Here is a 26,918-nt window from a genome sequence, read left to right on the forward strand (position 1 = left end):
GGCTTAACAGCGCATGACTCCATTAACAGTGTTGCTAATGTTCATTTTGAGAGATTATGAGATTCATCCTAATCGTGTTCATCACCTAAGCGCACTATAATGTTATAGTTTAATACAGATAATTAAGCACCCCCTAGGGGGATGAGTAAACTTTAAGAATCGGTCATAAAACCAACTTTTAAATCCAGCTTTCAACCCGCTATTGCGGGTTTTTTCTTGGTCGTAAAAACTTCAAGATAATTTTAACTTGCTCACACAATTCGTCTTTTTTAACTGAATCTTATGATTAACGACTGAAAGCACAAAAGAAATTGAAATATTATTTAACAGCATGAAAATTCGAATTTGCATATAGCTGTTATTTCCCCCCCCTCCTTTGTTGCTTGAAGGTGCGACATAATCAAAAATTTCATTGCATGTAACCAAAGCACTGGTTAAATTATTAAGGATTTATTGCGAAGGATGGCTGATATGAAACTTGCTCAGAAATACTTTAGATTGTTGTCAATAATCAAAGAGAGAGGATCAGTCCCCTCTTCTGTCAAACCCGTTGTGAAAAAGGAGTTGTCAGATATGGGGCTTGTTGAGTTTCTTTTGGGCGATGAATGGATGCGTGAAAAAGAGCGATACAAACTTACTCCGCGCGGGAGAGAAATACTGGATGATTATGACCTTAGTCTGGCTGCAAATGCGTTTAAAAGTACCTGTCAGGGAAAACGTAAGTCCATTTAAAAGTTATTGATCAATGTATTTCATAAAGTATCCAGAGATAGCCTTACACTCCCCTTAATAGTTAAATACCAGTAAGGTAGTACCGATCATCGTAAACAAGTCTCCAGAAATCATACTAACTAAAAACTATCGAGAATAATAAAAAGCTATTTTTGCTCAAACATATTAAGGATTTCTGCATAATATATTGCTTCCATTGGACATGTGACATTTTCAAGCCTTAACAATAGTCGCGATATCATGGCACGTCTGTTGACACAACGGCGCTCACGTAGCAATTCATGCACCAGTTCACCAATCATAATTTCTGTTGGGGGCAACACTACCCTTTGACTATTTTTATCGCTTTCATCAAGATAATGAATATTCATCTCATTTCCAATAAACTCAATTAATAGTTCATATACTATAGATTATATGCCCAGACTTGCCTTATTGAAATCAGGTCATATTTAATTAAATTTTAAATAATTGATATACTTCACATATTTTCGATTGACTTATTAAAATCATTCCATACCAATCAAACAACAACTACCTCTTATTCAATCACTGAATAAGCAAAACATTGAATGCTTAATTGATTAAATTTAATATTTGGCCACAAAAAATCTTATCTCGACTGAACATCATAATGCCAGTTTCACTTCAAAATCTTTTTTAATTGATTTTAGCAAATTCCAGTTGAGCTAACTCCTACAAATTTCCTCTATGCATTGCTGTAAAGCTTCTTTAGCAACATTGATACCTGATTCAGCTTTGAAGTGAATCCAATGTCGGAAAGGCTTAATTTTTTTATAGCCTAGGAAGTACTTTAACGTTGTAACTTGGAATGTAAAAACACCGCCACTTCTGGCGGTGTTTTTAATTAATGAGGTATTTCTGATACTTCTTTGACTTCCTGCTTATTAATCTGTTGCTTAACGCCGTTAGCATCAGTGTAACCTAGCAATCCTGCTTCAGTCTCTTTAGGCTTACCATCGCTGACAATTGTTCTACCATCATTAGTATGAATGGCATAACTTGTCCGGGTACAGCCAGTTAAAGCCGACAGCGCGATAAGCGCGGCTAACATTGAGAAAGTGATTTTTTTCATGGACTGTTCCTTATCAATTATCTAATTCACTCATGTTGGTGATTTTATCGCGGTTGATTTGTTCAGTTCGTCCTGACTGGGCATCTTTGTAAGATACTAAACCCGTATCACTGTCAATTTGAGGCTTACCATCTGTCACGATGGTACGACCGTCTGTAGTCTTAATAGCCTGATTTGAAGAACAGCCCGTAACTGAAACTGCGAAAGCTGAAGCAATTAACAGGAAACCTATGCCTTTTTTATTCATTACTAATCCCTCTTTTTGAAAAATTTTATTCTAACTGTTCAATAATAGATGGTTTTCAGCAATCTGCGTCAGTATTGTGCTCATACCCCACGATATGCAAAAGAGACATGCAGGCTAGGGTGTCCGTTTTTTATCTTTTTCACGATCCAGTCTGCATTCAATACATTAAAGTACCATCAAATTCTGATAGTAATTTAACTTGCATCTGGCGGTGGTTCGTCTTAATGAGCTTTAAGCAGGTCTGATACGACGGAAGTTAGCTATTTGTTGAGTAAGAGACTACCAGAGTTGAGTTAGAGGGCAAGTCGTGACACTAACCTGTTCGAAAATTTGATTTTTCCATTATGAGCATATCTATATGCTGATTCATGTGCTAATGGGTGATCATTCTCATATTGTTTGGATCTCAGGATGAAGATGTAGAATTTTAGAATGCAAAAAATTAACTTACGCTAGGGTTTAGGGACTGATAGTGTAGATTGGTTGAAACGAGGAGCAACCAGTCTTCAGTTATGTAATTCAGGCTACGCTCACTGGCTTCATCCACAGACCTTTTTTTTCTGAAAGAGCCCTGGTGATCGGTTCAGAAAGGTCGACCTCGCATGTGAGCTTATCAGACTGCCAATAGCGTTCGAGTGTCAGCCTGCCGGTAAGGTCACATGTACAATCCATGGTTGCTAAAATTTTATGCCGGGCCACATTACCCTGCATAGTCGGTACAGAACATACGACTGCCGAAAAATAGAGCTTCTCATCGAACAGTATCCACATACGACACGCTTCATGCTCAATGTTCCCGAGCATTTCGAAACGACGGTAAACCGTACTGGTGCTGTAAGACATAGGGATGACGTTCATTTTTATGAATCACTCAGGTGCGAATAGTAATATTTATGAACACGTTGACGAGTATTCACCCGACACGATATGTTTAGAATATTTTTTTGAATCTTTCTACCCCTTCAATACTACATGGCGATTTTTTAATCAGTTACTTATACTTAACACCTGCCATACCCATTCAAACAAGCGTGTAAAATATCACTCTTTTTAAGTCATGCAGCCGCTTTTGGAATAGTTTTAATACAACTATCGGTGACATCCTAACACTGGCATAACCCTCCAATCTCATCGTTCCAGCAATTTTTGATAAGTGTTGAATAGTGAACTTCTCACTGAAAAAGGTAAGTCTGATATCTGCATCTTTCTCCAGTCATATTTGATAATCGAAATGACTGCACTGTTTGTGGACTGGTAGCTTAGGATAATTCTCATTCAGTCTACATGCGCGTCAAATAAAATATCTTAGAGCATAGTTATTTCGCGGGCTTTTAAAGATAGAAGCTAATCAGGGAAAAAATTAATTTTTGACAAACCAGTATTATGAACTAGTTTCAATCCGGCCGGGATTGTTCCGGCTTTGGGTGAAATGGAAACTGAATCTTTTCCCGGGAATTGTCCCGGGATTTTTTTTGCACTTAAAAAACTGGCTATTTTTTACCCATTCCATGATCGTCTGGTAAAGGAAACCAATGCGATACCCGATACTGCCTGAATGTAGCGTCGCCAGGCATGAGAATATGAGTAAAATTATTAAATGCTGCCTCATATTTTCCGCTACCCACCCCCTCATCCGTACATATGGCGACAACCTGACCGTCTGCGGGCTTTTCTAATTCATAATCAATCCAGTTCATACATTCTCCAGTTTAGCTGGCTTAAATATGGACTGGCTTTCCGCTTCACGCAAAGTGAAGGTCAATTTTAAGATAAACGGAAAACCGAATTCTGATTTTCGTGCCTGTGGGCGATAACCACACTCTCAGTTACTCGGGGTGAATGTGATGTGCTGAAAACTTATTCGCCGTGGGTGCTATGATCACAATATGTAAAATCCTCTTTACGGAAGGGCTTCGCTTTACGCATATCACAGACTAAAGCGACATGGATTGTTGCATTTCTGGGGCATCGGGAGGCAACGGGCGCCGTACTATTACGGAAGAATGAAAATACGCGAAGGAGATGGCCATGATCTGGATTGAACAGGGTTTGTATCAAAGGGTGGAAGAGTTGCCAGGCGGCCCGCGGCCTCTGCCGATGCTGAGCGGGTTCAACCTCACAACGGCCTATCGGGCGCTGGGGTGCTTTAACCCGTCGGAAACGTCAGATGCCTATTTCATTCTTTCCAACGATCGCGATGAGGTCTGGTTTATCTGTAACCGTCATCTGCGAACCGTTGTTATGCGCCATGACTGCACGGCATTCCGTTTGCCGCTCTCTTCCCTGGACGAACGTTTCGTGACCGGTGAACGCCCGGTGTTACCCCTCAGGCTCAGCGATTAAACAGCATTCTGAGAAGAACCTTCAGATGTTCTCTCTCGGCCTCATCGTCGGCACCGTCGAGGCGCCCTATCAGTTTCAGGCACAAGGCGGTGCGCGTCAGCCGCCGCTCCTGACGCAGGATTTCAACGGTGATGCGGCCCAGCAGCTCAATCTGGCAGGGGTGAGTGACCTGGCTGAAATAGCCGGTCAATCCGGCTTCTTTTTCCGGCGGTAGTCCGTCCTGTCGCATCAAATACCCGTGCGTAGTGAATGAGGTCGGGCGCAAAGTAACCGATGCACAGGCGCGTGTACAGCAGTAATCCTGCGGTGCTCTATCTTTTAAACAGCACCAACCGTTATTGCAGACGATTCAGCGGCATAAATTAACGCTCCGGTTATCAGGGAGGCTAAGTGAACAGAAAAGTAACGGCGGACGACAGCATGCTCATTACCCTGCCCGACACCAGCTTCAGCCAGGTGCTGAATCCGGAAGACACCAACCGGGCCGACACCCGCGCATTTCTTGCCCGTGACGCAGAGCCTTTTAAGCTGCCCGGGTTTGTGACGCCGTTCGGCTACACCCTCTGGCAGAACAGAGCAGAGCGACAGTTCAGGCTGGTCACGCAGGAGCCCGAGCCGCAGACCGTGTATGCGGTGCGGCTGGAGGAAACCGAAGACTTCACCTCGCCGGAGCGCGCCTGCATACAGGTTATGGTATGGCGCACCCGCCAGCCTCAGCATGAGGGGGCGGTGCACGGCCTGGCGCGGCGTTTTTTCTGCCATTTTCTGCATCGCTGGTCGATCATCATTACCGACAGCGCGCAGACCAACGCGGCAAAAGTGATGTGGGAGGGGATGGTGGCCTGGGCGCTGCGCGACCCGGAGCACTACGTGTACGTGTGGGACGGCACAGGTGAATCGGGCTGCCTGCACCCGGTACGCAGCTGGCTGGCGTTCTGCGGCCACTGGGCCGCCTTCTGCTGGGGCGCAGAACCTGAAAGCCACCTGCGCAGACGGGTTGTCATCAGCACGCACCCCCTTAACGCTGCGCAGAAGTAATACGAATGCGGCACGGCGCGCCTGCAGAACAACTCTCCACCGGAGGGATGTCACGCGCCGTTCCGCACACACAGCCTGGCGCATATCGCTGAAGTCGCAAGCGTGAGGGTCCAGCGGGCCCGCATTTCAGATTCAGCCACCCAGTATTGCGTGTCCGCCATCATGGTCCTGAAAAAAAGTTTCCTGAAGGCGGGCAGCCCTGTACAGACGTGCCACACTATAACCGTCTGAAATACAGGACAACTCTTATCTGAGGAAGACATCATGACAACAGCAAGACGCGGGGGAGCCGGAAACTTTGCGGCCGACCCGGCACGCGCCTCTGAAGCGGGCAGCAAAGGCGGCGCCGCCAGCGGCGGTAACTTCAAAAACTGTCCCGATCGCGCGCGCGAGGCCGGTCGTAAAGGCGGACTTATCAGCCGGCGGAGCCCAAAACCTGAAGTTTAAATAAAACCACCCGGACGCGCGCCGGAAGTAAATTTTATCCCGGCGCGCTTAATTAGGAAATATACATTTCCAAATCATCTCTGAGGTTGAAGTAGAATAATCAACGAAACCTGCCCCCTGATTTTTATGATATGTGGCGCATATTAATGGCCAGTAACCTGCAGGCTTATCATCCATATTTTTCAGGCCATGTTAAATCCTCTTCTGAGATTAAATCCCGAAACATTCACATGCTCAGTCTGCATCTCAGGATGAAAACGATTTCAGACTACACATAAGTTTTATTCAGTATTTTCCGATATTTACCTCTGATAATCTGTCAGGCATCTGAATTCAGGGTGTTTTTTATTGCTGTGCGGCTGAGCGTAATTCTGACTGACGGGATAATGCGCGGAAATTATATAAACGGAACCGGTTTTCAGTCCGTTAAGTGACTACACTGAAATACCTTAATGAAGCGGAGGGAGAGCAAAGCATGCCTGATAATGACCATGACCAGAACCAGATGATTATTGGCGAAGCGGCAGTTCATCTGGCGATGAATAATGCGGACATTTCCGTTGGCTCGCTTATCCGCGAGTTGGCTGAGATGGCTGCCGCCGAGAAAAATCCTGCGCGCTGCGTGCAGATAAGAGGGGCGAAACGCTGGCTCCGCGGGTTTGAGTCATTACCGGGTAACCGGGACGAGCTGAGATGGATTACCGCATCAGGCCGCGGCTCAGCGCACTGAAGACATCCCCCGTCTGTCCGGTGGCACCGGACAGGCTTCTTTCCTGTACCCCGGCCCCTGAGCTGAGCACGCTGTTCTGACTGTTGTACAACCCCTTCGTTAACCCGCTCATCATTCGCGCGCTGATACTCACCTAAGTTACTGTTTAGTAACGCCTAGCACTTTTTGCAAAAAAACATAAGCTGTACAGCAACACAATTGCTGTACAAGTTTGATTTGGTTGTATAACTTTACGGTCAGACAGAGCCGACTACATTTTAACCATTGAGAGGTTCACCATGCGTCAGAACGTTACGAAATTCCCGGACTCCGCCAGCGATATTGCGCACTACTTCAGCAAAGCATCGGCGCCGACCCAGCAGGAAACGCTGGGGCAGATTGTCGTCGAAATCCTGCGCGCAGGCAAGAACCTTAACCGTAAGGCCATCTGTACCAAACTGCTGCGCCGCCTTGAAGTGGCAGCAAGTCTGGAAGAAGAGCGTCATTACCAGACTTTAATCGGCATGCTGTTTGAACGCTGAGTTATCCCGGCGTAAAGAGGCTAGGCCCGCAGCATGCATTCAGGACCGCCCGGAATGCCCGTCCTGCCACCCTGCCCGGAAGGCACGAACCGGAAGATGCGGGTATGAATAATGCAGATTTAACTCGTCTGGCCGACGTTGTGCTGGGAGAGGCGGTGGTCGCGCTGCTGAGCAGCGAAGATCACATCAGCGCAGACGGCGTGGCACGGCAGCTTCGCGCTATGAACAGCGACGAGACGAACCCGGAAAGGCGTGAAGCTATAGCCCTGGCGCTGGGCGAGGTGAAGAGCGAGTTTAACCAGTCGCGTGAAAGTCGCGACGCCGCCGTGCTGGCATTTGGCGCCTTGAACGGCACGGGCGGCAGCAGTAAGAATTAACTGTAGCGGATTAACTAAAGGACGACTTTCCGTATTAACTGTAAAGAGGCAGGACGCCCGCAGGATGCGGCCCCCCAAGGGGGGTGGCCGTTTTATTTCAGGCATTGAGCCTGGCCACTTCTGCCCGCAGGGCCTGACGGATAAAATCATGCAGCTAAACGAACAACACACCTCTACAGAAGCAAGCATCATTCAGCACTTCCGCAGCGGCGGCGACGCACTGGCTGCAGAGACTGCCGTGCTGGATGCTGTTATCCGCGACATCGTCATTCACGGTAAAAAGGTGACCAGCAAAGCAATCATTCTTTACCTTATCGCCGAGCTTGAGAGCACTTCAGACGTAGTTGAGCTCGACATACTGCGCAGCGCGCTGGAGATCGTAGTGGGCAAAACGCCAGACGACGAAGGCTTCTGAGGCTACTTCTGCTGATTGACGTGCGCGGCGGCCATCGCAGACGGGGAGTCAAATCCCCCCTGCGAAGCCCATACAGAGCAGCTGACGGCGGCGACAAGGCTTATAGCAATCCAGACTTTCACAGACATCTCCCGGTTTAAAAGTTTCACACTTCTTAGTGTGGCACGTCACCATCAGTGCGCCAGGGTGTATGTCAGAACAGGAGGAATCTGAAGGTCAGTGCATCTGCTTAGCCAACAGCCTGATGGCTTTGTCGCAGCTTTCGCATATTACGCCTGCGCCAGCCACTTCGCCCATGCTGTGCAGGGCGCTGGTGATTTCGTGAAGGGTGAGATACTGGTCCGGCTTAAGAAGGCGCGCCACGACCGTTCCGATAACGGCGTAGATATCTTCGGCGGTGGTGTCATCATTCATATGACCTCCGTCCGTAGGGTGGATAAGCGTACAGTATAGCAGAAATACACCGTGCCAGATAACGCAGCTCTTAAGAAGTCAGTGTAGCTTCTGCTCTGTTGGCCCGGCAGCCCTTCCCAATCCGGACTTTTCACCGTCGCGAAGACGCATTTCCCGCCGTACTTCTTCGATAGCACGCAAACCCGCGCGAATCCGATCTTCATCCGTTTCATGTTCAATGGCCGACCGCAGGCGATCCGTGAGTGCCGCCCAGCTTATGGCCACTTCTTCATCCAACAGCGCCGTGACTGCCTCACCAATCATGATGTCGGCCATTTTTTCTTCAAAGTCATTTTTCATAGGATTATCCGGCAGCAGGTTTCGGGGGAAGAGCTTACCACAGCCGCACCAGCCCGCACACGACCAGATAAAAGGCCCTGCAAAAACTTTAACGACATAACGTGCTCCGGAAGCATTTTACTTCTGCGCCGGTATTTTCTTTCTGAGGCCGCGCTGCTCAGAGGCGGACGGTGTGATATTCGGTGCCGATGCCCCCCTGTCAAGGCGGTAAAGACAGACGTCGCCACGCTCCGCCAGGCTAACCGGCCAGATCATCGCCGCGTTACCATCCTCCACGTAAAGCTCGCCCAGCGGCTGTACAACGGCCCAGGGCTCACCCAGTGAGCGACGCAACTGCAGTAATTCCTGCGCCATCGTTACGACTTCCGCGTCATGGCTGTCCGGATTACTGGCGATTTGGCTGAGCCGGTCTTCGCTGATCATCGCTGCTTCCCCCTGTCCGTTATTGCCTGTTGCACTGATAGTCCGCCGGCGTATTGCCGGACACGCCCCACTTACGCATGATGCAGAAATATGCGGCGCTGAAAGAGGGCTGAGTGATTGCCTTTACAAAATTTTTACGCTTAATTCCGTGCTGACAGCTTGCAGAGTCCGCAACCAGTTCTACGCTGGGCAGACCAGTGAAAAGAGTACCGATTTTAAAACAATAAAAGGCGAAGAAAAATGATTTTAAGTGAATTTATGGTGAAGGTGAACCGCTGGCCTGACATGCATTTCACAGCAATTGAAAGCGAGCAGCGCGAGGCCGGCATCGAGATTTATGCCATCGATTACTCAAATCAGACTAAAAGCCGGCTGCTGATTTACCGCACGCCGGATGCGCAGCATGCGTCGGCCATGATGACGCATTTCCGCACCTGGCTTGAAAAGGCCAACCGCGGCAGGACCCTGCGGCAGGAAAAGGCTGATGTGCCCGCGGCCGTTATGGCCACGCAGCTTGCGCCTCACCGTGCCGCGTCCTGTTAATCATACGGGGCCCGCGGGCCCCTGTTCCGTTCCTGCGCTCAGACGGCCTCGCGGGTCTCCGGCCAGGCCACGGCCGCGCCTTCTGCGGAGAACAGGGCACCCTGAAAATCAGTTACCCCAGCTGCCTCCAGCCACATCCACTCCTCCGGCTGTTCGATACCCGCTGCGATGACATTAATCTCCAACGCTGAACAACAACGGAGCACAGCGTGTACCACCGCCTGACGCGGGCCGCTGCGGTGAATATTGCGCACGATCGCTGCGCCGATACGCACGCGGTCCGGCTGAACGTGCGCCAGCAGGGACAGTCCGGCTGACCCGTCACCAAAGTTGTCGATAGATATACTGATACCGGCCTGCTTCAGTTGGCGCACTGCCTGAGAGAATGGCTCCAGCTGAGAGATAACCTCAGTTTCACTGACGCCGAGTATGATTTGCTGCGGCACCAGCTCAGCGCGGTCAATTGCGCTGATGAGCCGGCTGACGGCATCCGGAAGGTTAACCAGCGTCATGGGCAATATGCTGACGTATAGCATGATGTCGTCGGGACACGATCTGCCTGCCTTATTCAGCGCTTCTGTGACGACGCAGAGGTTATAGGCATACAGCGCCTCGCCGGTCAGTCCGTCCGGGGCATCATCGGGTATGGCCTCAATGGCTGTGACTTCACGCCCTAGCGGGTCAACAACCGGGCGGAAGGTGACGCCCATCGCCGGGAACGGTGGTCCATTTTCATCCGGCACAAAGTCCCAGTAATCGGCAGGCAAAACCTCGAAGTAGTTTTCCTTTTCCCGGGCTTCCACGAAGGTTCGTAAGAACTGCAGGCCCCGATCATCGTAAGTCAGACGATATTTAGACGTGCCGCGGTCAAGCACCGCCTGCAGCACACTGCCGCTGTCATGGAGGCGCAGGTCAAACAGCTCCATGCCATGGTTGCCGAAGCGGCGCGATGGTGAGTAGTCGCGCATAAGCTCAACCACATTGTGGTGACGCCGGTCAGCGCAGATGCGACCATAGATGTCCAGCACGCCCTCCTCCGGGCCTTCAAGAATCTGGAAGAAGTGCGTGCCGTTGAAGAGTAGGATCCCCGTGACCTGATGCCGGGCATTGAGCAGGCTGGCTTTCTCCACCATACCCGGCAGGATGCTGATGGGTATCTCATCGGCAAGATGGCTTCGGTAAATAATTGTTGTAAGCATTTCTGGCTCCGTATTACCGCAGATTGTCACAGGCACCATAGCAGTTGGCTGACCATTCTCAAACCGGACCGGCAGTCACTCTCAACACTCGGCGATTGCATCGAAAAGACATCCTTAACCCCGTTTGTTCCTGACTCTGCTGTCAAATCATGCTGGTGCCACGCTCTGCGAATTTATCGGGTACAAAAGCAAAGCATCTGTACACCAAGTAATAACTGTCAATTTGAGTGCCTACGACAAACATTTACCCCAAGTGCGAATAAACAGCACTCGCCCTGAGCGCCGCGAAAGGCACAGGGCCATGGCCAGCATGCTAATAATTACGCAGGCAATATCTGATAGATGGAACAGCCTGATTTGTTTGTCAGCAAAACTTTTTCATCAGGTCATGGTTAATTCTTAGCGGATCCCTTAAGTAGATTTTGTTGCTCAAGGGGTCTAACTCTTTCAGTAATTGATACAAATTATTACGAATATGCCTTTTTTCAGAATATCCTACGGGCAATATTACCATCTGCGACTACAGTGTGACGTGAGGCTGTCATCAACGTGAAACGGAGGTAGTTAATTTGTCTAATCATCACGACGGGAAAGGGCACGTCATTATTGGCGAAGCGGCATTAAGCCTTGCTCTGGGTGAAAAGGAGATAAGTGTGCATTCGCTTATTGCCGAACTCGGGCACATGGCGCAAGCCGGCGGTAGCGATAACAGGCTCACGGAAATATCGGAAGCCAGAAGCTGGCTGAAAAGCTTCCATGAGCCGGATCAGGCCGTCCGGTACCTGCCGTACCTGCAGACCTTTGCAGACCTGAACGACGAGAAGAACTGACGCCAAAGGACGTAGTCCGGCTCTGGCCGGAAGACGACGAAGAAGATGACCTCACCGGTATCGCCAAGGCGTAAACCGGCCGGAGAACTTGTCAGGGATGACACCTTCCTGGAATTACAGGCTTATCTCGCTTAAAAATTAATTCCACTGCCTGATTTCCACACATACAGTATCTGCTTTAATCAGAAGGAAACAGTGTATGTCCCAGTTTTATTACCTTCTCAACACTGGACAGCAGTACCAGTTACACGCCAGAGGATGCGTATGTCTGGAAGATCATCCGGAACGTAAGTTTCTGGGATCTGCCCTCACCTACCGGCACGCTTATCAGATCGCATCGCAGCGTATGAATGTATGGGCCTCCATCTGTCGTCTGTGCATCGATGACAGCATGTCCGATACGCGTGACAATGGGCTAACACTTCACGCGCGATAAACCTTCTTAATTTTTAAGCCACATTTCGGATAATTATTTACACTCGGTAAAGCATTGCACCTCAACTCAACGTTAGCTATTTATAGGTCCTGGAAATGACCATTTCATGCCATTGCATTCATGATGCAGCTAAAACGCTGCCAGGTTACGAAGATGAGGCACCTGGCGGCGATAAGAATATGCTACCTGACCGTGGGACCCTTTACTGATTAAACCGCCATCAGGCTTTTTTCCGCGCATGTTTATCAGCACCGCTTATCGCGATATACTGTATATATCCCCAATAAGCGGAGCGCTTCTGAAAAACGGAAATGAATTAGAGGACCTTATGCACCAGGCTGTGGCGGTCGCTCTGAAACAACTGCTGCGCCCAGATGGGGCTGTACATGTGCATGAACTCATCGCTGCCCTCTGGCGCCTGAAGGAGTCCACCCCGGACAAATTAATGCGCGACTCCTGTGAGCGAGCCATTAGATTACTGGCAAAAAAACTAAACTGAAATTATGCGGCGCAGGCCGCATTCAGACACCTGGGCCGTTCCGGTTATATCCCACAACCAGTTGAAGCAGGACGCGCAGGGTTTCCTGCTTTTCAGCGTTATTTTCAGCCATGAGCTGGTTCATGATATGCCGCATCAGGGTTTTATTATTCACCGGCGTCCCCCAGTTAATGAGGCTGTGGACCATCTCGTCCAGCGCTTCTTTCTGTAATGCGTAACGGTCACCTTTTACCAGAAGGTATGCTTGTATGTTTGCAACCGTATTGGTTTCTCTCATGCTGTGATGATCTCTGACTGCTCGTACGTTGTTCGTTGGCTTTTATTGCGCGTTGGCGGGATAAGAGAGTTTACGCATTATCGCCCTGCAACCACTAATCTCTGCCTGTGTGGGTGAAGTATATGGCAAAAAAAATATCGCGGGCTAAGCAGGCGAAGATTCAGAATGGATGGTGAAACAGGTTCATAAAACCCTGGTTCCCAAAAATACTAAGGCGACAGGCATGAACTTACCTGCCGCCACAATATGTTGTTTACGCACGTCATCGTCATCCGCCAACAGGCGGATGGTACTATCCTGCGAAGCTGAGCCTGAATGGCCTGCATCAGTCAACATCCAGTTATCTTTGCCAGTTGGTTTAGCGCTAACACTAAGGTGTTCGCGCAACCACTTGATGGCTCCCTTAATAGACAGCTCTCTTAAGTGACTACTATCGGCCTGGAGCATCGAGGACAATTCTGAGATAAGCGCATCGACGGTTGTATCCTGTTCACGCACGGCAAGATTGACAGCTGCTTCACCAATAATTGCGTGACCGGTCATTTCTTCGCTGTACAACACGTTTATATCTCGCTAAATAAGTTGAAAAGTTTCAGCACCACATAATTATTATAGCATCGACTTATTTAATCATCATATTTGCACGATAGGTTATGTCTATTTAAGGATGCAACTCAAATGATGGAGCCTAACCTAACATCCATAACTTTCTGAAAAATAGAATTGTTTTAGAATCCATGAATCCATATTATTGCTCATCTGCAAAAAGGGTAGGCGTGAAGAGGTTTAAAGTTTTTTATTGTATCACACTCATTTACGACATTAAGTAACACAAATTACAGAGGGCTAGCGTAAGCTACTGAATTTGATGCCTTGCATCATTTATGATGAGATTGAACTCTCGTAATAATTCAAAATTTTCCTGTAGCAGAATAACGCTAACTCCCATGATGAAATAGCAATTCATGGATTAGTTGACCTCATACGTCCTTAATAATATTGAAATAAAATTCAGGCTCCTCTAACTACGGGTTACGGTGGGGTCAGGGCCAAAGCTCTATTTGATCTGAGCTTAAAATTCAGGTGAGGTATCTTTTGGCGAAAGCCGGCAAAGCCGTCAATGTAGCTGACAAAGTCTGTCATTCAGCCAGGTATGAGTCTTTGCCAGCTATCATGTACATAATGTGGTAATGGGAGCTGCTTTACTCAAATACCCTTACCTGAAATGTTATCTACGGTGCAGGTATCCATGTCTCTGCTTCGCTATCATCAGGATAATAATAGCCATTAGGGATGGATTGCAGTTCAATCAGGCTGCCCCATGGAGTCTGAAAGTATACGCTGGCATTATTTTCTGTATCTTCATGACGCGAGTTTCCATGTATTTCTGAAAGGAACCTTCCTCCCGCAGCTTTGACCCTTTCAACCGCATAATTTATATCGTCCACGTAAAGAGAGATGTGATTCCAGCCAATATCCTGCAACCTTACGGGTTGCTCTTGTTGTTCACTTTTTATCTCAAAAAGTTCAATATTTGGACCATTACCAATCCGTAACAGGCGCTGCTTGATAATCATAGAACCAGAGCTTAAACCCAATTGTTTCTCTGTATCCGCCCCCTTTCGTGGATCATCATTGTCTGTCAGGCCGTCATAAACAAACTGTGCTTCCAGCGCCTTCTGTAAAAAATCCGTTGCCTTTTGCAAGTCTGGAACGGTAAGTCCTACATGGTTTATGCCCCTGCTTGGCGCGTGCGTCGGTATATTCTCCATACATATCCTCCAGTTAGAATTCGGATAACCCCTACTGAGAGTAGTACCTTTCTGCCCAGTGATCGGCACCATAAGTCAATGACAGCACTTTTATGCAAAAGAAAATGTTTAGCCAATCATTTGAGGTCAATAAATGCTTCTTGAAAAGCTCAGGTTGCTTGAATGCAGCCTTAACGGTGACAAACGCAATGACCGGGATTGGCTCGAGCATCTTCTTCACCCTGAATTCCGGGAGATTATACGATCAGGCATGATGGTCAATCGCTCAGACACGATCATGTCGCTATTGAGCGAGAAAACTGCAAGTCCAATCTTAAGCAGCGATTTCCGGCTAAACATAATGGGTAGAGGTAACGCAATACTACTTTACCGTACGTCTGATGCTGACGGTAGTCGCCCTGTGTTACGTTCCTCATACTGGATACGTTCGGAAAAAGGCCTGTGGGCTCTGTTTTATCATCAGGGTACTCCCGTAGCAAGTGGCGCTTAGTTTAATAAGCTCACATTTATTTTCGAGTATGATGCCCGGCATCCTCGAAAAAAAAATGAGTTTGGCTGCGCTTATTTACCTGCAGAAAGCCTGGTAGCCATATTGTGCTTTATCTGGTACTTGATGAATGAATCCATTGCATTAATTCGGCACCCAATTGTGAGCTTTTTTTGCTCGAGCTTTGCGACGGGCTTGAGAATTTACACAATTCCCCCCATGCCATATGTGTGCAGGCTCATATTGCAGCCTGCGCATTGCACATTAAATTGTTAATGGTTTTCTGTTGTTCAAACCGCTGAAAGTGAGGCTTTTATATTTCATAGAAAGGATAGCTAACGTGTGCTGAAGAAGTTATGGCAAATCATTGTGACTAAATCTGTATGTATCTGATTAACATCCAAAACAGACAGACACTAAGCAGGAACTGTATCGTTCGGACGGCCCATCCTGGATAGCACCATGAAGGCCGTTCGCGTTCATCAGCCTGCGCAATAGCCGGTTCTGGATTCTGTTATCTTTTATTTGGCCTGAGTTCTAGCCAGATGAACGCTATCGCGGATACTACGGCGAAAATTTTCAGTGTTACGTGATCGGCCATGTCTGAACTAATCGTCATTTAAAGAAAAAGCCAGTCCATTACTGCGATCAGGCCGACAATCAGTGCCAGGAACGCCGCTTCACTCGAAAAAGCGTATTTGCTGGAACGTTCTTCATTATGAATGTGATGAAACCGTGCCAGCGCACAATGTGTATTCGGAGCGTTTAATTCTTCAGATTGCTTTGCGTATCCCCATTCCCTCAGACAGGCAGCTCCACTGGCATCATTTTTCTCCAATACGTTCACATGATCCCCTTTTTTAAAAAAACAATACTCTGGCATGGTATCCCTCCCTAAAGCAGTGTGGTATTGATGAATAACATAGTCGAATAAGGCCAGAATGGTAGAGTAATGTCTGAACTTATTGAGTCAGACTATCTCCCTTTTTAGCCGTCTTGTTTTCTTGTTGGTAGCTTTACTACATGACACGTCACCCGGCTCCATGCCGTCAATAATGTGTTATCGAATTACCCACATAGAGTTCAGGTTGTTAGTCATTACCCGCCAATCTAGTAAGTTAGATGCAAACCAATCCCTAGTTTCTGAAATAGTATGTGTATCGTCCTCAGAAGTTAATCAAGCACCACGAAATACTTCTGGTATCGCATAGTCAGTATCCAATACCACTGTGAAATCCTGTCGTCGTGAAGGCCTTGACGGAACCCGCTTTCGCCCCTCCCTATGAACCGTGCGAGCTTCGTCTCCCACTGCTTCTGTGTGTGCTACACGCCCTCTTCCGCCCAGTAAATTACGAACTAAGCAATTTCAAAATCAGTGGCTTCGTGGTTCAGTGGAATCCCAATATACTGTGTGTTTTCGAGGAACTTCTCGGACGGTATCAAGGCACTATCGAGCCTGAACTTTTTGGGTTGAACAGGATTGTTCGTATAGCTACGAAGCGGTTGCTGTGTGGGTGGTTTAATGGTCACACAGGTTGCAGTAGGACCGTTACGCCAGTGCGTAACGGATTGGGTCAAGTTGAGCATCACTTCGAGGTCTGGAGCACTGAGTGGGGGTTTTTATTTTTGACGAAGATGATTTTTCCGGCGAGGAGTTCTGGCTGTTTGCCCCACCCGGCCTCAGGACGCTTCGGCTCACTGGGTTGGATTTATCCACAGGCCCAAAATTTTCCTCGCGCGCGTTGTGTGTTGTTTTATGTTTTGATTTTAGTGTCTTAGATCTTAAAAAACTAAAATGGGTGTGCGCGCGCGAAGGTATAACACAAGCGAGGGCCTCAGAGGCGTATCGCGTTTCGGGGTGCGATTCTGGATGCGTTACGGGCTGCATTATGCCCCGAGTGCCCCCTGAAGCATCAAGCGTTAGGGGTGCGTCACGCTCGTAGTGACGGATGAAACTTCTATCGTAACGCATTGTATTGACTGCCGTTGGCCTTCAAACAGACGTTCAGGTTTGCTCATCATCACCTTCCTCTCAACCCCGTCAATGATGATTGAACCTAGTGACGTTACAGCACCTGTCTCATCATAAGTGAATTCAACAGTGGTAGTTCCCGGATCATACTTTGGCCCATGCTTTCACCAGACGACCATAGTTGAGAGGGCCATCAGTTTCCTTAAACGTTGCATCTGCCTGTATTTCTACTGTCGAATAGCACCAAGAGACTTTTTTACAACACCATCCTTGGCGTCGTTATTTGGGCCATAAAGCGTTATGCGTTTCCCCCTTTTTGTCGTACTTCGCCCACCCCGCCGCCACCATTGCTTCGCCAAATCCAGGGTAGTCAGCTAGGTCATCCAGATAACTAAATTTGACGTTATTAAACACGCTATCTGGTACAAATTCTTTTGCTTCAGTCCATATGGCAAGAAGCGAATCGCTAGCAACACTTCTATAGACCTTGCGTGTGAGTGTGTCTGACTGGTGGCCATCAGATGAAACCTCTAACGGGGTTTACCCTTTGGTGGATGAGCAAGCATGGCCTTCGGCGCATTTAGCTTCCTCCCCCTCTCACATGATGGGTAATACCTCCCAGCCGTCCGCTGAGGTGGGAAGCTGGGACCTGCTGGGCCTGCTTTTTCTGGCGGTGCTGATCCTGGCCTTCGTGACGGGCGCCACGCTGGCGCGCCTCGCCGTGGCCTTCGGGCTGCGGCGTAACGTGCGCACGGTATTCTGCCTGGTACTGCTGTGTGAGGGCGCGCTGCTGCTGGCCACCTCGCTGGTTGAAATCCGCTGGTACAGCGTCCGCAACAACGGCGAGGTGCTGGTCACGCTCGCGCTGCTGATGGGCCTGCATAACGCCACCTCTACGCAGCTTTCCGGCGGGCGGGTCAGGTCAACGCACGTGACCGGGACCCTGACCGATGCCGGTATGGCGCTGGGCTCCTGGCTCCGGGCGTCGGTGAGCCGGCGCGAGGCGACCGACGCGCCCGTGCACCGGGCGCTGCTCTGCACGCACCTCGTGACCATCGTCTCATTCCTGTCGGGATGCGTGGCCGGCTATTTTCTCTTTTTCCGGTTTGGCTTCAGCGCCATGGCGGGGCTGGCCGGCCTACTCATCCTCACCGCGCTCGGTGGCATTGTCCGCACGCTGCATCGGACCGGATGGCGTTTCAGGTAGCGGCCGGCACATTCAGAGAGTGCGGTCACGTGCAGATAAAAGCCCCCTGACAGTTTATCACTCTGGATACACGGGCCGCTCCGTCAGACGATTGAGCACCAGTCAGGGAATGCGATGGATCGCGCAGGCACCTGCTGAAAGTCCTTTTATCTGCCATCTTTGAGTCTACCTGCTTATCTTTCCGGGGAAATTATGTCACTGCGCTCGCTTCAGGCTCTTTGCTTGGTAAATTTTTTTATGGCAGACGTTAGGGACGGCCTAGGGCCGTTTCTGGGGATCTTTATGACTGAGCATCACTGGGAGCCGGAGTCCATAGGCTGGGTAATGACGTCAGCAGGCGTGGCCAGCCTGCTTGTCACTTTACCGGCGGGCTTGGCAGCAGACGCGGTTAGAAACAAACGGCAGATGCTGGTCACCGGCACCCTGACCGTTATTCTGGCGACGATCATGCTCTGGTATTTTCCCGGACCTGCCGTGACGGTGGTCTCTCAGGTTATGACCGGGCTGGCGGCCGCGTTCATTGCTCCCCTGATGACCGCCATGACGCTGGGCCTGACGGGGCCCGAAAAGTTTGGCCATCAGACGGGGAGGAACGAAGCGTTCAATCACGCGGGAAACATGACGGCGGCCGTGGTGGCAGGGGCCTCTGTCTGGTACTGGGGAACCGGGGCCGTTTTTGTGCTGATGACGGTCATGGCCCTGCTGGCCACGGCCTGTGTTATGGGGATCCGTGAGCGCGACGTTGATAACCGGCTTGCCCGCGGGATGAATGCGGACTCCGGCAACGCAGCCCTTCCGCGCCTTTCTGTGCTCCTCCGTGAGCCCGCGCTGCTCATCGGCGGCATTACGGTTCTGCTGTTTCATCTGGGCAACGCGGCTCTACTGCCCATGCTGAGCGTCCGGGTGGCTGCTTCACCTGAGGCGGGAATAAACCCGGGCGTGTTTGCCGCGGCCACCGTGATTATTTCACAGGCAGTGATGATTCCGGTCGCGCTTTACGCCGCGCGCCGGGCGCAGAACACGGGCTACCTTCCTCTCATCACTGCGGCCCTTTGTATCCTGCCCATTCGGGCTGCGGTGGCTTCCCTCGGCAACGGCATAGCGTTCATGCCCGCTATCCAGATACTAGACGGGATGGCGGCCGGGCTTCTCGGAGTTGCCGTGCCGGGCTTTGTGGTCAGGGTGCTTGACGGTAAAGGGCACACCAATGCCGGCCAGAGCTTTATGCTGCTTATGCAGGGAGCCGGCGCTGCCCTAAGCCCGGCCATGACGGGCACGCTGATTTCACACTACTCTTACTCCGCCGCGTTTGCCGTGATGGGTGCGATGGCCGTGCTTGCGCTAATCATCTGGGTGGGGGGGCAGCGTGCATCACTGCTGACGACAGTTGTGCCGGAATCTCTGTCCGGACAAGAAACCTGACCCGCGCTTGGCCTCGTATTTGCTGCAAAATTCGGAGGCGTGTATCTGTCGGCCAACGAGGATTCATGCAAGGGTCTCCTACTCAGGATGGAGAGTGCTGGTCGGAGCTCTGTCTGCGCAGCCCGCCTGATCTTTTTCAGCCGGAGAATGTCTGTCATTCCTCCGATGAATTATGCCGTTAGTACCGGGGCTATTAACTTGCTTCAAGAGCTGTCATCTGATTGATCATGCTTTGCCCCTGCCTTTCCAGCAGACTGACTTTCTCCTGAAAGGCCAGACCTGCGATTCCTCCTTTGCAGCATGCTCCCAAACATTCGAGTAAAAATTCTGTTTTTCTCTGTTAAATGATGCCCTGTCATAGCCCGCGCTGGCGCTGGTTGACCCTGCCTCGAAATTCTGCTCCATTGAGAAATAGATTTTCGGCATGATATTCACCCCCCGAGCGGAGGTTGTGCCGATGAAAAAGTCACGATTCACCGAAGAGCAGATTGTCTTTGCCCTGAAGCAGGCTGAGCTGGGTACGCCCGTACCGGAAGTCTGCCGCAAGCTGAGCATCTCCGATGCCACGTTTACACCTGTCGCAAAAAGTACGGCGGGATTTCTCCTTCTGAACTGAAGCATATGCGGTAGCTCGAAGAGGAAGACCTACGCCTGAAGAAGCTGGTTGCCGATCTGAGCCTCGACAAGTCCATTCTGCAGGACGTGCTGGCAAAAAAGAGCTGTCGCTGGCACGCCTGCGCGAGTGGGTTAGGGACTTCCAGTGAAAGACAGGTATGCTTCGCGCTGTGCATCAGGGAGATAACCGAAACCCGCGTCCACTATGGCTACCGCAGGATTCACGTCATGTTTAAACGGCAAGGCTGGCGCGATAATCACAAGCGTATTTACCGGCTTTACCGCGAGCAGGGACTATCGCTGCGGCTAAAATGCCCCCACTGCAATAAATCTGTGCTGAAACGTCAGCCCCAGCCGCAGGGGCTGTATCCCAATCACGTATGGGGGATGGATTTTGTCTCAGATGCGCTGTTTGACGGTCTGCAGCTTCGCCTGCTGACGATAATCGATCTCTACACGCGCGAATGTCTGGGGATCTGCTTGGGTCAGAACCTGCGCTCTTCAGAAGTAGCAGAGATGCCGAATATCATCGCGTTGAGACGTCCGTTACCGCATCTTTTGAAAACTGATAATGGCTCTGAATTTTCGGGAAAAATGCTGGATAAGTGGGTATACGAACGTGATATCCGGATTGACTTCTCAGGGCCAGGTACGCCCACGGATAATGGCACGGTGGAATCATTCAACGGCAGGTTGCGTCAGGATTGTCTGAACGAGAACTGGTTAATGTACATAGAGGATGCCCGGAGCAAAATCTAGGCTTGGCGCATACACTATAACCAGAGTCGTCCCCATTCTGTGCTAGGGTGGATGACTCCATCTGAATTCGCCGAAAAATCTGCCGGTTGCCAGAATTAGCAACCAACCTGAAGCCGGTTATTCCTGATTATGCATGGATCATATTCGGGGTCAGGGTCAATATGAAGACATTAATAACCTCACGGCGTACTAATCAACGGAGAACAGGTCACAAAAGCGCACAACAGACTTACCATTCAACATAACATCCGTTTCACGAATTTATATAACATACTGATAATTATATATAAATATCATTATGCGTAATTTGATTGTTACTCCCAAACGCTAATGTCGTACGGCCATATTTCTCATGCGTCATGTAAAGTGGTTTCTTACATCCCATGTTTCGTAAATCGCAATGTAATGCCTGTCACGTGTCTAATGGTTCAGGTATCAGAAACATGATCCCGACATTAGCCAACAATCCACAGGTGAATTCTGCAGATCCTTCCAGTCTGCTAAATGTGGTGCTTAAATGATCATATCAGATTGGAATATCCCGTTAATGTATACATGCGCTGGACTAACGGTGAGTGGTCTCAAAGTCCTCAGGCCTGACGCCGTAAAGGTAACGCTGGTGTCAGGCCCGATGAATGAACAATAAACTGTCATTAATGACAAGATCTGGAAATGGCGATTTTAAAAAAATGTTACCCCGCCCTCAAATATCATGAAGGGGTTTTTCATTCATTTTAAATACTTTATTAAATTGAAATGATTAAATCTTCACCTGGCTAATAAAATACCTCCCTACTGACCATAATAGGCATTTTTACCGTGTTTTCTTAAAAAATGCTTATCCAGAAGTTCCTGTTGCATAGGGTTAATCCCTGGCGTTAATTGCCGAGAAAAAATTCCCATGTACGCGATCTCTTCTAACACTACTGCATTGTGAACAGCAGTTGCCGCATCTTTTCCCCAGGCAAAAGGTCCATGAGCATTAATCAATACGCCGGGAATATCCGTTGGGCTAATATCGCGCGTCCGGAAGGTCTCAATAATGACCTGGCCGGTGTTATGCTCGTAGTCATTGACTATTTCCTGCCTCGTCATAAGACGGGTGCACGGAATGGTGCCATAAAAATAATCCGCATGAGTGGTTCCCCACGCGGGCAGGTCCTGCCCTGCCTGTGACCAAATGGTGGCATGACGAGAATGGGTATGGACAATGCCACCGATATCTTCAAAAGCGCGGTAAAGCGCAAGATGGGTTGCCGTATCCGATGAAGGTTTTTTCGTACCCTCAACAATGCGGCCGCTAACCAGGTCGAGAACCACAATATCCTCCACCGTCATGCCGTCGTACTCCACACCAGAAGGCTTAATCGCCACAAGATTGTTCGTGCGATCAATGGCACTCACATTCCCCCAAGTAAAGGTAACGAGTTTGTGCTGAGGTAATTCTAAATTAGCTTCAAGAACCTGTTGTTTGAGTATCTGTAAATTCATTGTAATCCCCCTTCCTGCATTTTTTGTTCAATCCAGCGCCGTGCCTGCACGATTTCTGCCACGGGCTCCTCGGCTTTCTCCGTCCACATCTCAATAAGAAATGAGCCGCGGTAGTTGAGCTTCTTCAGCGTGCGAAAAACACTGACAAAATCGACGCACCCCTGCCCGAATGGAACATCCCGGAATTGCCCTGGTGAGCTGGCGGTCACCGGCTGAGTATCTTTGAGATGGATAGCCGCGATACGATCAATGCCCAGAGTCAATTCGGCCGTAACATCATTTCCCCACGCGCTAAGGTTGCCGACGTCGGGATAAACCGAAAACCAGGGCGATCCCAGCTGCTTTTCCCATACTTTCCATTTGCTGATGGCGTTGATAAATTCAGTGTCCATAATTTCCACCGCCAGCATCACTTGAGCGGCGGCAGCTTTTTCCACCGCGCGTGACAGACCTCCCGCAAAGCGTGCCACCGTGCCTTCGTCATGCGGCTCGTAGTAAACGTCATATCCCGCCAACTGGATGGTGCGGATCCCGACATCTTTAGCGAGCTGGATCGCGCGATCCATCAGGTCATCGGCGCGCTGGCGTGTTGCTGCATCTCGGCTACCGAATGGAAAACGCCGGTGACCCGACAGACACATCGACGGAATGTTAACGCCGGTTTCAATCATTGCGTTGACCAGCGATAAACGCTGCTCTTTGTTCCAATCCAGCCGCGCCAGCCTTTGATCCGTTTCGTCAATAGACATCTCGACAAAGTCGAAGCCACACGCTTTCGCCAATGCCAACCGCTCCGGCCAGGTCAAGTGTGCAGGCAGTGCCTTTTCATAAATCCCAAGTGGATGCTGTCGTTTCATTATTTTCCCCAGATGTTGGCAATTGCCTGATGAAATTGGCTTGCAGTGTCTAAGCCATTCGGGCTGTTACTCAGAGCACGCCCAGCAATAAAGGCTTTGACAGCAATATTGCGGAACTGCGGCAACTCTGCAGGTGTGATACCGCCGGTGACAGACAGTGCAAAGCCCATATCCGACAGCTCCTGCATGGCGTTGAGATCGTGCTGACTCCATTGCTGACCACTCGCCTGCGCATCTCGCCCCCGGTGATAAATAGCCTGAGTCAGACCAAGATTCCGCCACTGACGCGCGTCCTCCAATGTCCAGTGCCCAAATAACTCAATCTGAATGTCGCCCTCATAGCGCTTTGCCACATCTAAAGCTGTGGCAAACGTGGCTAGCGGTGCAGCACAGATCACTGTCATCCAGTTGGCCCCTGCTTTGAACGCCATATCAGCCAGCGTGGCACCTGCGTCAGCAACCTTAAAATCGGCAACCAGAGTTTTCGTGGGATGCTGACTTCGCAGGCGGGTGACAGCTTCAATACCCGCGCTGAAGCATAAAATCGTACCGGCTTCGATAATGTCGACATCCTGGTGGAGCAGTTGCGCTGTCTGCAGGGCAGCGTCCATATCGGTGTGATCCAGTGCCAGTTGGAGCAAAGGAAGGCTCATAAACAAACTCCTTGTACGGCTGTCAGTGCATGAACCAGCTCCTGATAGCTTTGATATTTTTTCTGATAGCGTGCATATCGGTCAGCATCAGGTCGCCAGGTCACAATCTCTGGATTGAGAGCCTGCTGGGCTTGCTGCAATGAGGCATAAACACCCGTGCCAGTCAGCGCGGCTAAAGCCGCGCCAAGACATCCGCTTTCGGCAACCTGAGGGACTTCTATGGGCAGTCCACTTGCATCAGCAAACATCTGCATCCAGGGTTCAGAGCGCGTGGGTCCTCCACTGAGCCGCAATGCGCTTGCATTTGGAAAACGCTGTCGGATGCGATTGAGATGAGTAAGATGCGAGAACACCACCCCTTCGTAGATGGCCTGAACAAGGTGAGCGCGCGTATGACCGGCTTGCATACCAATGAAACTTCCATGCAAGTTCGCCGCAGCATTACAGCCATAAAGGAAAGGCAGGAAAAAGAGGGAGCTACTGGCTGCAGGCAACTCAGCAACCCAGTTGTTTAGTTGCTGATAGTCTTCAATACCCCATTGTTGGCAGAACCATTCGAGGTTAGCGGCCGATGTCGGGCTGGCATCATGAATAATGAACTGATTATCAATAGCGTAGCGGCCATACACATAGGGGTAGTCCACCTCGTTATTAATGCGGTCTGTAATGCCACTGGTCACGGACCAAGTTCCCATCACTGCGTTAACACGGGTATCGTCATGAAGCCCTGCACACACAGCCGTGGAAACCACGTCAAATAGCCCACCCACAACCGGGGTGCCCACTGACAATCCGCACAACTGCGCCGCTTGCTCAGTCACATACCCGGCAATCTGAGTTGGCCCGATGATAGGAGGCAGTGAGGAAACGATTTCACCAATATCCAGCACATCAGCCAGTGCCACAGACCAGTCTCCGGTCTGCATGTTGTACAAGTTGGATTCAGATATATTTGTCTCTTCGCAAGCCAGCTTGCCTGTCAGGCAGAATCGCAAATAGTCATGGGCCATCAGCACACTGCCGATGTCAGCATAACGCTGTGGCTCATGCTGTTTGATCCATCGCAGCAACGACACCGGATGCCCTGTCCACAATGTCTGGCGTGTTAGAGGGTACAGCTGCTGCGGCATTCCGTCTTTTTGCCATTGCTGCACTATCGTGAGTGCACGGCGATCGGAGGAAAGGATGCCTTTACCCAAAGGCTGATGTTGTTTATCCAGTAAGAACAGCCCTTTACCTTGGGCAGAAATCCCCACGCCTGCAACCTGGGATGCATCCATTCCACTGTGTTGCAGCACATTACGAATCACAACAGCCGCCTGTTCCCACAAGAACGCCATGTCGCGCTCGGCGCGGCCTGGCTCGGGGACCAGAACCGGCAGGCTTTGCCGGGCTACAGCCAGCTCGCGGCCCTGCTCGTTGTATAATCCGGCTTTGATAAAGGTGCCACCACAATCCAGCCCTAACCAGCTTTTCATGACGCCTCCTGCTTCGTAGAATCGCAGCGCTTAGGCAACGTCAACGCTAGCAGGGAAGCAATGGCCAGTGAGATCGCCAGACTGTAAATACCTACATCTTTACTGTATTCCGCGATCAGGACCCCCACCATATATGGCCCACAGAATCCACCCAGGTTACCGAGTGCATTAATTAAACCGCGCGCGCCTCCCGCAACCTCTGCGTTAAAGAGACGAGGAGGAATGCTCCAGAACACTCCAGCCGCTGACTGGATAAACACGCCGCACCCAACCAGCGCGGCATAGGACCACCAGATATGTGCTTTAAGAAGTACCGATAGCGCCATGCAGAGAGCGAATCCCCCCAGAGGCAGCGCCACGAAAATTCTACGACGGCCGCTGGAATCGGAAAGAATTGAGAAAAGGAACATGCCAAAAATAGCGCCGACGTAAGGTAAAATGGCCAGCATGCCTACCTTCTCCGCGTTACCGTTGGTTAACCCTTTTAGAATGGTTGGCAGCCATAGGGTGTAGCCATATATGCCGGTCTGATAGAAGAAATTAACCAGGATAAGGCGCCACATTATGGGCTCGCGCATCACTCGACTTAATGAGGCTTTGCGCATATTCTGCCCTTTGATCATCAACTGCTCGTCATGCAGGGTTTTGATCAGATATTGCTTTTCCGCCGCTGAAATCCATTTAGCTTCCTGCGGACGGTTACTTATCGTGAAAACCCACAGAAACATGACAAACACCGAAAGCACACCTTCAACGAAGAACAGCATGCGCCAGTCCCAGTTGGTAATTATCCAGCCAGACAGAGGTGCAGTGATAATCCCCGCAATAGGTACGAACATAATCACGATGGCATTAGCACGGCCACGTTCTTTATCCGGGAACCAATTGCCAATCATTGTCAGAACCACGGGCAACATCCCGCCTTCTGCGACACCCAATGCAAAACGCAGGAACAGTAAGTGGTACTGATTGGTGGCAAGGCCCGTTAGTATCGATATCACCGCCCACGCCACCAGTGACCAGCCTATAAAACGTTTACCGTTGCCATGTACCGCAAGTTTCCCGCCAGGTACTTGCAGAAACAGATAGCCAATAAAGAAAATGCCACCGGCGAGTCCTGCCATGGAGGCACTGATACCCAGCTCTGCATCCATACCGCCCGGCATGGCAAACGCAATATTGACGCGATCCATGTAGGAGATGATGCACGTAATCAAAATAGGCGGAATAATGTACAGCCACCGCAATGCAGGCACGCCCGCATGCTCTGGCGCAGTTGAAGTCAGACTCATGCTAATT

The 26,918-nt window shown here is 49.9% G+C and carries 32 protein-coding genes and 1 pseudogene; 14 read left to right on the forward strand and 19 right to left on the reverse strand.

Annotated features, from left to right (window positions below):
* The first annotated feature begins 462 nt into the window (after nucleotides 1-462).
* Complete coding sequence (locus F3J38_RS20430) at nucleotides 463-732, forward strand: hypothetical protein (RefSeq protein ID WP_167141413.1); 270 nt, start codon at nucleotides 463-465, stop codon at nucleotides 730-732.
* A gap of 146 nt (nucleotides 733-878) precedes the next feature.
* Here F3J38_RS20430 and F3J38_RS20435 read toward each other — a convergent pair whose 3' ends face one another.
* The 5 genes from F3J38_RS20435 to F3J38_RS20455 form a co-directional block, all read right to left on the reverse strand.
* Nucleotides 879-1,103 carry a biofilm development regulator YmgB/AriR family protein gene (locus F3J38_RS20435; RefSeq protein WP_156149332.1) on the reverse strand — a complete coding sequence of 75 codons (225 nt, stop codon included), beginning with the start codon at nucleotides 1,101-1,103 and terminating at the stop codon, nucleotides 879-881.
* Nucleotides 1,104-1,600: 497 nt separating this feature from the next.
* Nucleotides 1,601-1,828 carry a YgdI/YgdR family lipoprotein gene (locus F3J38_RS20440; RefSeq protein ID WP_038646791.1) on the reverse strand — a complete coding sequence of 76 codons (228 nt, stop codon included), beginning with the start codon at nucleotides 1,826-1,828 and terminating at the stop codon, nucleotides 1,601-1,603.
* 13 nt (nucleotides 1,829-1,841) lie between these two features.
* On the reverse strand, nucleotides 1,842-2,075 hold the full coding sequence (locus tag F3J38_RS20445; RefSeq protein WP_039334005.1) for a YgdI/YgdR family lipoprotein: 234 nt from the start codon (nucleotides 2,073-2,075) through the stop codon (nucleotides 1,842-1,844).
* Between the two features lie 519 nt (nucleotides 2,076-2,594).
* Entirely contained in the window at nucleotides 2,595-2,918 is a 324-nt protein-coding gene (locus F3J38_RS20450; RefSeq protein ID WP_167141415.1) for a hypothetical protein, read from the reverse strand.
* Nucleotides 2,919-3,565: 647 nt separating this feature from the next.
* Complete coding sequence (locus tag F3J38_RS20455; protein ID WP_045814180.1) at nucleotides 3,566-3,772, reverse strand: hypothetical protein; 207 nt, start codon at nucleotides 3,770-3,772, stop codon at nucleotides 3,566-3,568.
* Between the two features lie 331 nt (nucleotides 3,773-4,103).
* Between F3J38_RS20455 and F3J38_RS20460 the strand changes: the two genes are divergently transcribed.
* A complete protein-coding gene (locus tag F3J38_RS20460; RefSeq protein ID WP_167141416.1) occupies nucleotides 4,104-4,418 on the forward strand; it encodes a hypothetical protein in 315 nt (104 codons plus the stop codon).
* Here the strand turns inward: F3J38_RS20460 and F3J38_RS20465 are convergent.
* Complete coding sequence (locus F3J38_RS20465) at nucleotides 4,408-4,647, reverse strand: biofilm development regulator YmgB/AriR family protein (RefSeq protein ID WP_045816981.1); 240 nt, start codon at nucleotides 4,645-4,647, stop codon at nucleotides 4,408-4,410. The two genes, F3J38_RS20460 and F3J38_RS20465, sit on opposite strands and share 11 nt — an antisense overlap.
* 161 nt (nucleotides 4,648-4,808) lie before the next feature.
* On the opposite strand from F3J38_RS20465, the gene F3J38_RS20470 reads away from it, so the two are divergent.
* The 6 genes from F3J38_RS20470 to F3J38_RS20495 all read left to right on the forward strand — a co-directional run bounded on the left by F3J38_RS20470 (nucleotide 4,809) and on the right by F3J38_RS20495 (nucleotide 7,946).
* On the forward strand, nucleotides 4,809-5,456 hold the full coding sequence (locus F3J38_RS20470; protein WP_167141418.1) for a hypothetical protein: 648 nt from the start codon (nucleotides 4,809-4,811) through the stop codon (nucleotides 5,454-5,456).
* A gap of 264 nt (nucleotides 5,457-5,720) precedes the next feature.
* Nucleotides 5,721-5,903 carry a con-10 family general stress protein gene (locus tag F3J38_RS20475; RefSeq protein WP_045816983.1) on the forward strand — a complete coding sequence of 61 codons (183 nt, stop codon included), beginning with the start codon at nucleotides 5,721-5,723 and terminating at the stop codon, nucleotides 5,901-5,903.
* Nucleotides 5,904-6,378: 475 nt separating this feature from the next.
* Nucleotides 6,379-6,633, forward strand: coding sequence for a hypothetical protein (locus F3J38_RS20480; protein WP_167141420.1), 255 nt, complete (start codon nucleotides 6,379-6,381; stop codon nucleotides 6,631-6,633).
* Nucleotides 6,634-6,911: 278 nt separating this feature from the next.
* Nucleotides 6,912-7,154, forward strand: coding sequence for a regulatory protein YcgZ (gene ycgZ, locus F3J38_RS20485; RefSeq protein ID WP_167141422.1), 243 nt, complete (start codon nucleotides 6,912-6,914; stop codon nucleotides 7,152-7,154).
* A 104-nt stretch (nucleotides 7,155-7,258) separates the two neighbouring features.
* Nucleotides 7,259-7,531 carry a hypothetical protein gene (locus F3J38_RS20490; RefSeq protein ID WP_167141424.1) on the forward strand — a complete coding sequence of 91 codons (273 nt, stop codon included), beginning with the start codon at nucleotides 7,259-7,261 and terminating at the stop codon, nucleotides 7,529-7,531.
* Between the two features lie 148 nt (nucleotides 7,532-7,679).
* Nucleotides 7,680-7,946, forward strand: a complete 267-nt coding sequence (locus F3J38_RS20495; RefSeq protein WP_167141426.1) for a biofilm/acid-resistance regulator YmgB/AriR — start codon at nucleotides 7,680-7,682, stop codon at nucleotides 7,944-7,946.
* A 216-nt stretch (nucleotides 7,947-8,162) separates the two neighbouring features.
* Here F3J38_RS20495 and F3J38_RS20500 read toward each other — a convergent pair whose 3' ends face one another.
* The 3 genes from F3J38_RS20500 to F3J38_RS20510 all read right to left on the reverse strand — a co-directional run bounded on the left by F3J38_RS20500 (nucleotide 8,163) and on the right by F3J38_RS20510 (nucleotide 9,122).
* Nucleotides 8,163-8,360 (reverse strand): hypothetical protein, encoded by a 198-nt coding sequence (locus F3J38_RS20500; protein WP_045834441.1) that lies wholly within the window; start codon nucleotides 8,358-8,360, stop codon nucleotides 8,163-8,165.
* Nucleotides 8,361-8,438: 78 nt separating this feature from the next.
* Entirely contained in the window at nucleotides 8,439-8,699 is a 261-nt protein-coding gene (locus tag F3J38_RS20505; protein ID WP_167141428.1) for a hypothetical protein, read from the reverse strand.
* Between the two features lie 117 nt (nucleotides 8,700-8,816).
* A complete protein-coding gene (locus F3J38_RS20510) occupies nucleotides 8,817-9,122 on the reverse strand; it encodes a hypothetical protein (protein WP_205298352.1) in 306 nt (101 codons plus the stop codon).
* A gap of 240 nt (nucleotides 9,123-9,362) precedes the next feature.
* On the opposite strand from F3J38_RS20510, the gene F3J38_RS20515 reads away from it, so the two are divergent.
* Entirely contained in the window at nucleotides 9,363-9,665 is a 303-nt protein-coding gene (locus F3J38_RS20515; RefSeq protein WP_167141430.1) for a hypothetical protein, read from the forward strand.
* 38 nt (nucleotides 9,666-9,703) lie between these two features.
* On the opposite strand, the gene F3J38_RS20520 is transcribed toward F3J38_RS20515, so the two are convergent.
* Nucleotides 9,704-10,864: a diguanylate phosphodiesterase gene (locus F3J38_RS20520; protein ID WP_167141432.1), complete on the reverse strand. Its 1,161-nt coding sequence runs from the start codon at nucleotides 10,862-10,864 to the stop codon at nucleotides 9,704-9,706.
* Between the two features lie 569 nt (nucleotides 10,865-11,433).
* Here F3J38_RS20520 and F3J38_RS20525 point away from each other — a divergent pair.
* Together F3J38_RS20525 and F3J38_RS20530 are read left to right on the forward strand one after the other, a co-directional pair.
* Entirely contained in the window at nucleotides 11,434-11,694 is a 261-nt protein-coding gene (locus tag F3J38_RS20525; protein WP_167141434.1) for a hypothetical protein, read from the forward strand.
* A gap of 199 nt (nucleotides 11,695-11,893) precedes the next feature.
* Nucleotides 11,894-12,130 carry a hypothetical protein gene (locus F3J38_RS20530; RefSeq protein WP_167141436.1) on the forward strand — a complete coding sequence of 79 codons (237 nt, stop codon included), beginning with the start codon at nucleotides 11,894-11,896 and terminating at the stop codon, nucleotides 12,128-12,130.
* Between the two features lie 521 nt (nucleotides 12,131-12,651).
* On the opposite strand, the gene F3J38_RS20535 is transcribed toward F3J38_RS20530, so the two are convergent.
* From F3J38_RS20535 to F3J38_RS20550, 4 genes are all read right to left on the reverse strand, one after another.
* Nucleotides 12,652-12,906 carry a biofilm development regulator YmgB/AriR family protein gene (locus tag F3J38_RS20535; protein WP_167141438.1) on the reverse strand — a complete coding sequence of 85 codons (255 nt, stop codon included), beginning with the start codon at nucleotides 12,904-12,906 and terminating at the stop codon, nucleotides 12,652-12,654.
* A gap of 183 nt (nucleotides 12,907-13,089) precedes the next feature.
* The gene (locus F3J38_RS20540) at nucleotides 13,090-13,467 is read right to left on the reverse strand and encodes a hypothetical protein (protein WP_205298353.1); all 378 of its coding nucleotides are present in this window, start codon (nucleotides 13,465-13,467) and stop codon (nucleotides 13,090-13,092) included.
* A gap of 671 nt (nucleotides 13,468-14,138) precedes the next feature.
* Nucleotides 14,139-14,678 carry a VOC family protein gene (locus F3J38_RS20545; protein ID WP_167141440.1) on the reverse strand — a complete coding sequence of 180 codons (540 nt, stop codon included), beginning with the start codon at nucleotides 14,676-14,678 and terminating at the stop codon, nucleotides 14,139-14,141.
* A 1,106-nt stretch (nucleotides 14,679-15,784) separates the two neighbouring features.
* Entirely contained in the window at nucleotides 15,785-16,048 is a 264-nt protein-coding gene (locus F3J38_RS20550) for a hypothetical protein (protein ID WP_167141442.1), read from the reverse strand.
* Nucleotides 16,049-17,738: 1,690 nt separating this feature from the next.
* Between F3J38_RS20550 and F3J38_RS20555 the strand changes: the two genes are divergently transcribed.
* The 3 genes and pseudogenes from F3J38_RS20555 to F3J38_RS20565 all read left to right on the forward strand — a co-directional run bounded on the left by F3J38_RS20555 (nucleotide 17,739) and on the right by F3J38_RS20565 (nucleotide 21,239).
* A complete protein-coding gene (locus F3J38_RS20555) occupies nucleotides 17,739-18,344 on the forward strand; it encodes a YoaK family protein (RefSeq protein ID WP_167141444.1) in 606 nt (201 codons plus the stop codon).
* A 192-nt stretch (nucleotides 18,345-18,536) separates the two neighbouring features.
* The gene (locus F3J38_RS20560) at nucleotides 18,537-19,766 is read left to right on the forward strand and encodes an MFS transporter (protein ID WP_167141446.1); all 1,230 of its coding nucleotides are present in this window, start codon (nucleotides 18,537-18,539) and stop codon (nucleotides 19,764-19,766) included.
* Between the two features lie 457 nt (nucleotides 19,767-20,223).
* Nucleotides 20,224-21,239, forward strand: a pseudogene (locus F3J38_RS20565) (IS3 family transposase).
* A gap of 693 nt (nucleotides 21,240-21,932) precedes the next feature.
* On the opposite strand, the gene araD reads toward F3J38_RS20565, so the two are convergent.
* From araD to F3J38_RS20590, 5 genes are read right to left on the reverse strand one after another with little or no spacing between them, the layout of a single operon-like run.
* Nucleotides 21,933-22,631 carry an L-ribulose-5-phosphate 4-epimerase gene (araD, locus tag F3J38_RS20570; RefSeq protein WP_167141448.1) on the reverse strand — a complete coding sequence of 233 codons (699 nt, stop codon included), beginning with the start codon at nucleotides 22,629-22,631 and terminating at the stop codon, nucleotides 21,933-21,935.
* Nucleotides 22,628-23,488: an L-ribulose-5-phosphate 3-epimerase gene (locus F3J38_RS20575; RefSeq protein ID WP_167141450.1), complete on the reverse strand. Its 861-nt coding sequence runs from the start codon at nucleotides 23,486-23,488 to the stop codon at nucleotides 22,628-22,630. Before F3J38_RS20575 ends, araD begins: the two co-directional genes overlap by 4 nt.
* Nucleotides 23,488-24,141, reverse strand: a complete 654-nt coding sequence (ulaD, locus tag F3J38_RS20580; RefSeq protein WP_167141452.1) for a 3-keto-L-gulonate-6-phosphate decarboxylase UlaD — start codon at nucleotides 24,139-24,141, stop codon at nucleotides 23,488-23,490. Before ulaD ends, F3J38_RS20575 begins: the two co-directional genes overlap by 1 nt.
* Nucleotides 24,138-25,619, reverse strand: a complete 1,482-nt coding sequence (locus F3J38_RS20585; RefSeq protein WP_167141454.1) for an FGGY-family carbohydrate kinase — start codon at nucleotides 25,617-25,619, stop codon at nucleotides 24,138-24,140. The genes ulaD and F3J38_RS20585 overlap by 4 nt, the downstream gene beginning before the upstream one ends.
* Nucleotides 25,616-26,911: an MFS transporter gene (locus F3J38_RS20590; RefSeq protein WP_167141456.1), complete on the reverse strand. Its 1,296-nt coding sequence runs from the start codon at nucleotides 26,909-26,911 to the stop codon at nucleotides 25,616-25,618. The genes F3J38_RS20585 and F3J38_RS20590 overlap by 4 nt, the downstream gene beginning before the upstream one ends.
* Nucleotides 26,912-26,918: the final 7 nt, after the last annotated feature.

Origin of the sequence: Candidatus Pantoea formicae, assembly GCF_011752625.1 — a bacterium.
Classification (GTDB): Bacteria; Pseudomonadota; Gammaproteobacteria; order Enterobacterales; family Enterobacteriaceae; genus Pantoea; species Pantoea formicae.

Coding starts and splice junctions, on each gene's coding strand:
- F3J38_RS20430 (WP_167141413.1), top strand. CDS start 463: ATGGCTGATATGAAACTTGCTCAGAAATACTTTAGATTGTTGTCAATA.
- F3J38_RS20435 (WP_156149332.1), bottom strand. CDS start 1,103: ATGAATATTCATTATCTTGATGAAAGCGATAAAAATAGTCAAAGGGTA.
- F3J38_RS20440 (WP_038646791.1), bottom strand. CDS start 1,828: ATGAAAAAAATCACTTTCTCAATGTTAGCCGCGCTTATCGCGCTGTCG.
- F3J38_RS20445 (WP_039334005.1), bottom strand. CDS start 2,075: ATGAATAAAAAAGGCATAGGTTTCCTGTTAATTGCTTCAGCTTTCGCA.
- F3J38_RS20450 (WP_167141415.1), bottom strand. CDS start 2,918: ATGTCTTACAGCACCAGTACGGTTTACCGTCGTTTCGAAATGCTCGGG.
- F3J38_RS20455 (WP_045814180.1), bottom strand. CDS start 3,772: ATGAACTGGATTGATTATGAATTAGAAAAGCCCGCAGACGGTCAGGTT.
- F3J38_RS20460 (WP_167141416.1), top strand. CDS start 4,104: ATGATCTGGATTGAACAGGGTTTGTATCAAAGGGTGGAAGAGTTGCCA.
- F3J38_RS20465 (WP_045816981.1), bottom strand. CDS start 4,647: ATGCGACAGGACGGACTACCGCCGGAAAAAGAAGCCGGATTGACCGGC.
- F3J38_RS20475 (WP_045816983.1), top strand. CDS start 5,721: ATGACAACAGCAAGACGCGGGGGAGCCGGAAACTTTGCGGCCGACCCG.
- F3J38_RS20480 (WP_167141420.1), top strand. CDS start 6,379: ATGCCTGATAATGACCATGACCAGAACCAGATGATTATTGGCGAAGCG.
- ycgZ (WP_167141422.1), top strand. CDS start 6,912: ATGCGTCAGAACGTTACGAAATTCCCGGACTCCGCCAGCGATATTGCG.
- F3J38_RS20490 (WP_167141424.1), top strand. CDS start 7,259: ATGAATAATGCAGATTTAACTCGTCTGGCCGACGTTGTGCTGGGAGAG.
- F3J38_RS20495 (WP_167141426.1), top strand. CDS start 7,680: ATGCAGCTAAACGAACAACACACCTCTACAGAAGCAAGCATCATTCAG.
- F3J38_RS20500 (WP_045834441.1), bottom strand. CDS start 8,360: ATGAATGATGACACCACCGCCGAAGATATCTACGCCGTTATCGGAACG.
- F3J38_RS20505 (WP_167141428.1), bottom strand. CDS start 8,699: ATGAAAAATGACTTTGAAGAAAAAATGGCCGACATCATGATTGGTGAG.
- F3J38_RS20510 (WP_205298352.1), bottom strand. CDS start 9,122: ATGATCAGCGAAGACCGGCTCAGCCAAATCGCCAGTAATCCGGACAGC.
- F3J38_RS20515 (WP_167141430.1), top strand. CDS start 9,363: ATGATTTTAAGTGAATTTATGGTGAAGGTGAACCGCTGGCCTGACATG.
- F3J38_RS20520 (WP_167141432.1), bottom strand. CDS start 10,864: ATGCTTACAACAATTATTTACCGAAGCCATCTTGCCGATGAGATACCC.
- F3J38_RS20530 (WP_167141436.1), top strand. CDS start 11,894: ATGTCCCAGTTTTATTACCTTCTCAACACTGGACAGCAGTACCAGTTA.
- F3J38_RS20535 (WP_167141438.1), bottom strand. CDS start 12,906: ATGAGAGAAACCAATACGGTTGCAAACATACAAGCATACCTTCTGGTA.
- F3J38_RS20545 (WP_167141440.1), bottom strand. CDS start 14,678: ATGGAGAATATACCGACGCACGCGCCAAGCAGGGGCATAAACCATGTA.
- F3J38_RS20550 (WP_167141442.1), bottom strand. CDS start 16,048: ATGCCAGAGTATTGTTTTTTTAAAAAAGGGGATCATGTGAACGTATTG.
- F3J38_RS20555 (WP_167141444.1), top strand. CDS start 17,739: ATGATGGGTAATACCTCCCAGCCGTCCGCTGAGGTGGGAAGCTGGGAC.
- F3J38_RS20560 (WP_167141446.1), top strand. CDS start 18,537: ATGTCACTGCGCTCGCTTCAGGCTCTTTGCTTGGTAAATTTTTTTATG.
- araD (WP_167141448.1), bottom strand. CDS start 22,631: ATGAATTTACAGATACTCAAACAACAGGTTCTTGAAGCTAATTTAGAA.
- F3J38_RS20575 (WP_167141450.1), bottom strand. CDS start 23,488: ATGAAACGACAGCATCCACTTGGGATTTATGAAAAGGCACTGCCTGCA.
- ulaD (WP_167141452.1), bottom strand. CDS start 24,141: ATGAGCCTTCCTTTGCTCCAACTGGCACTGGATCACACCGATATGGAC.
- F3J38_RS20585 (WP_167141454.1), bottom strand. CDS start 25,619: ATGAAAAGCTGGTTAGGGCTGGATTGTGGTGGCACCTTTATCAAAGCC.
- F3J38_RS20590 (WP_167141456.1), bottom strand. CDS start 26,911: ATGAGTCTGACTTCAACTGCGCCAGAGCATGCGGGCGTGCCTGCATTG.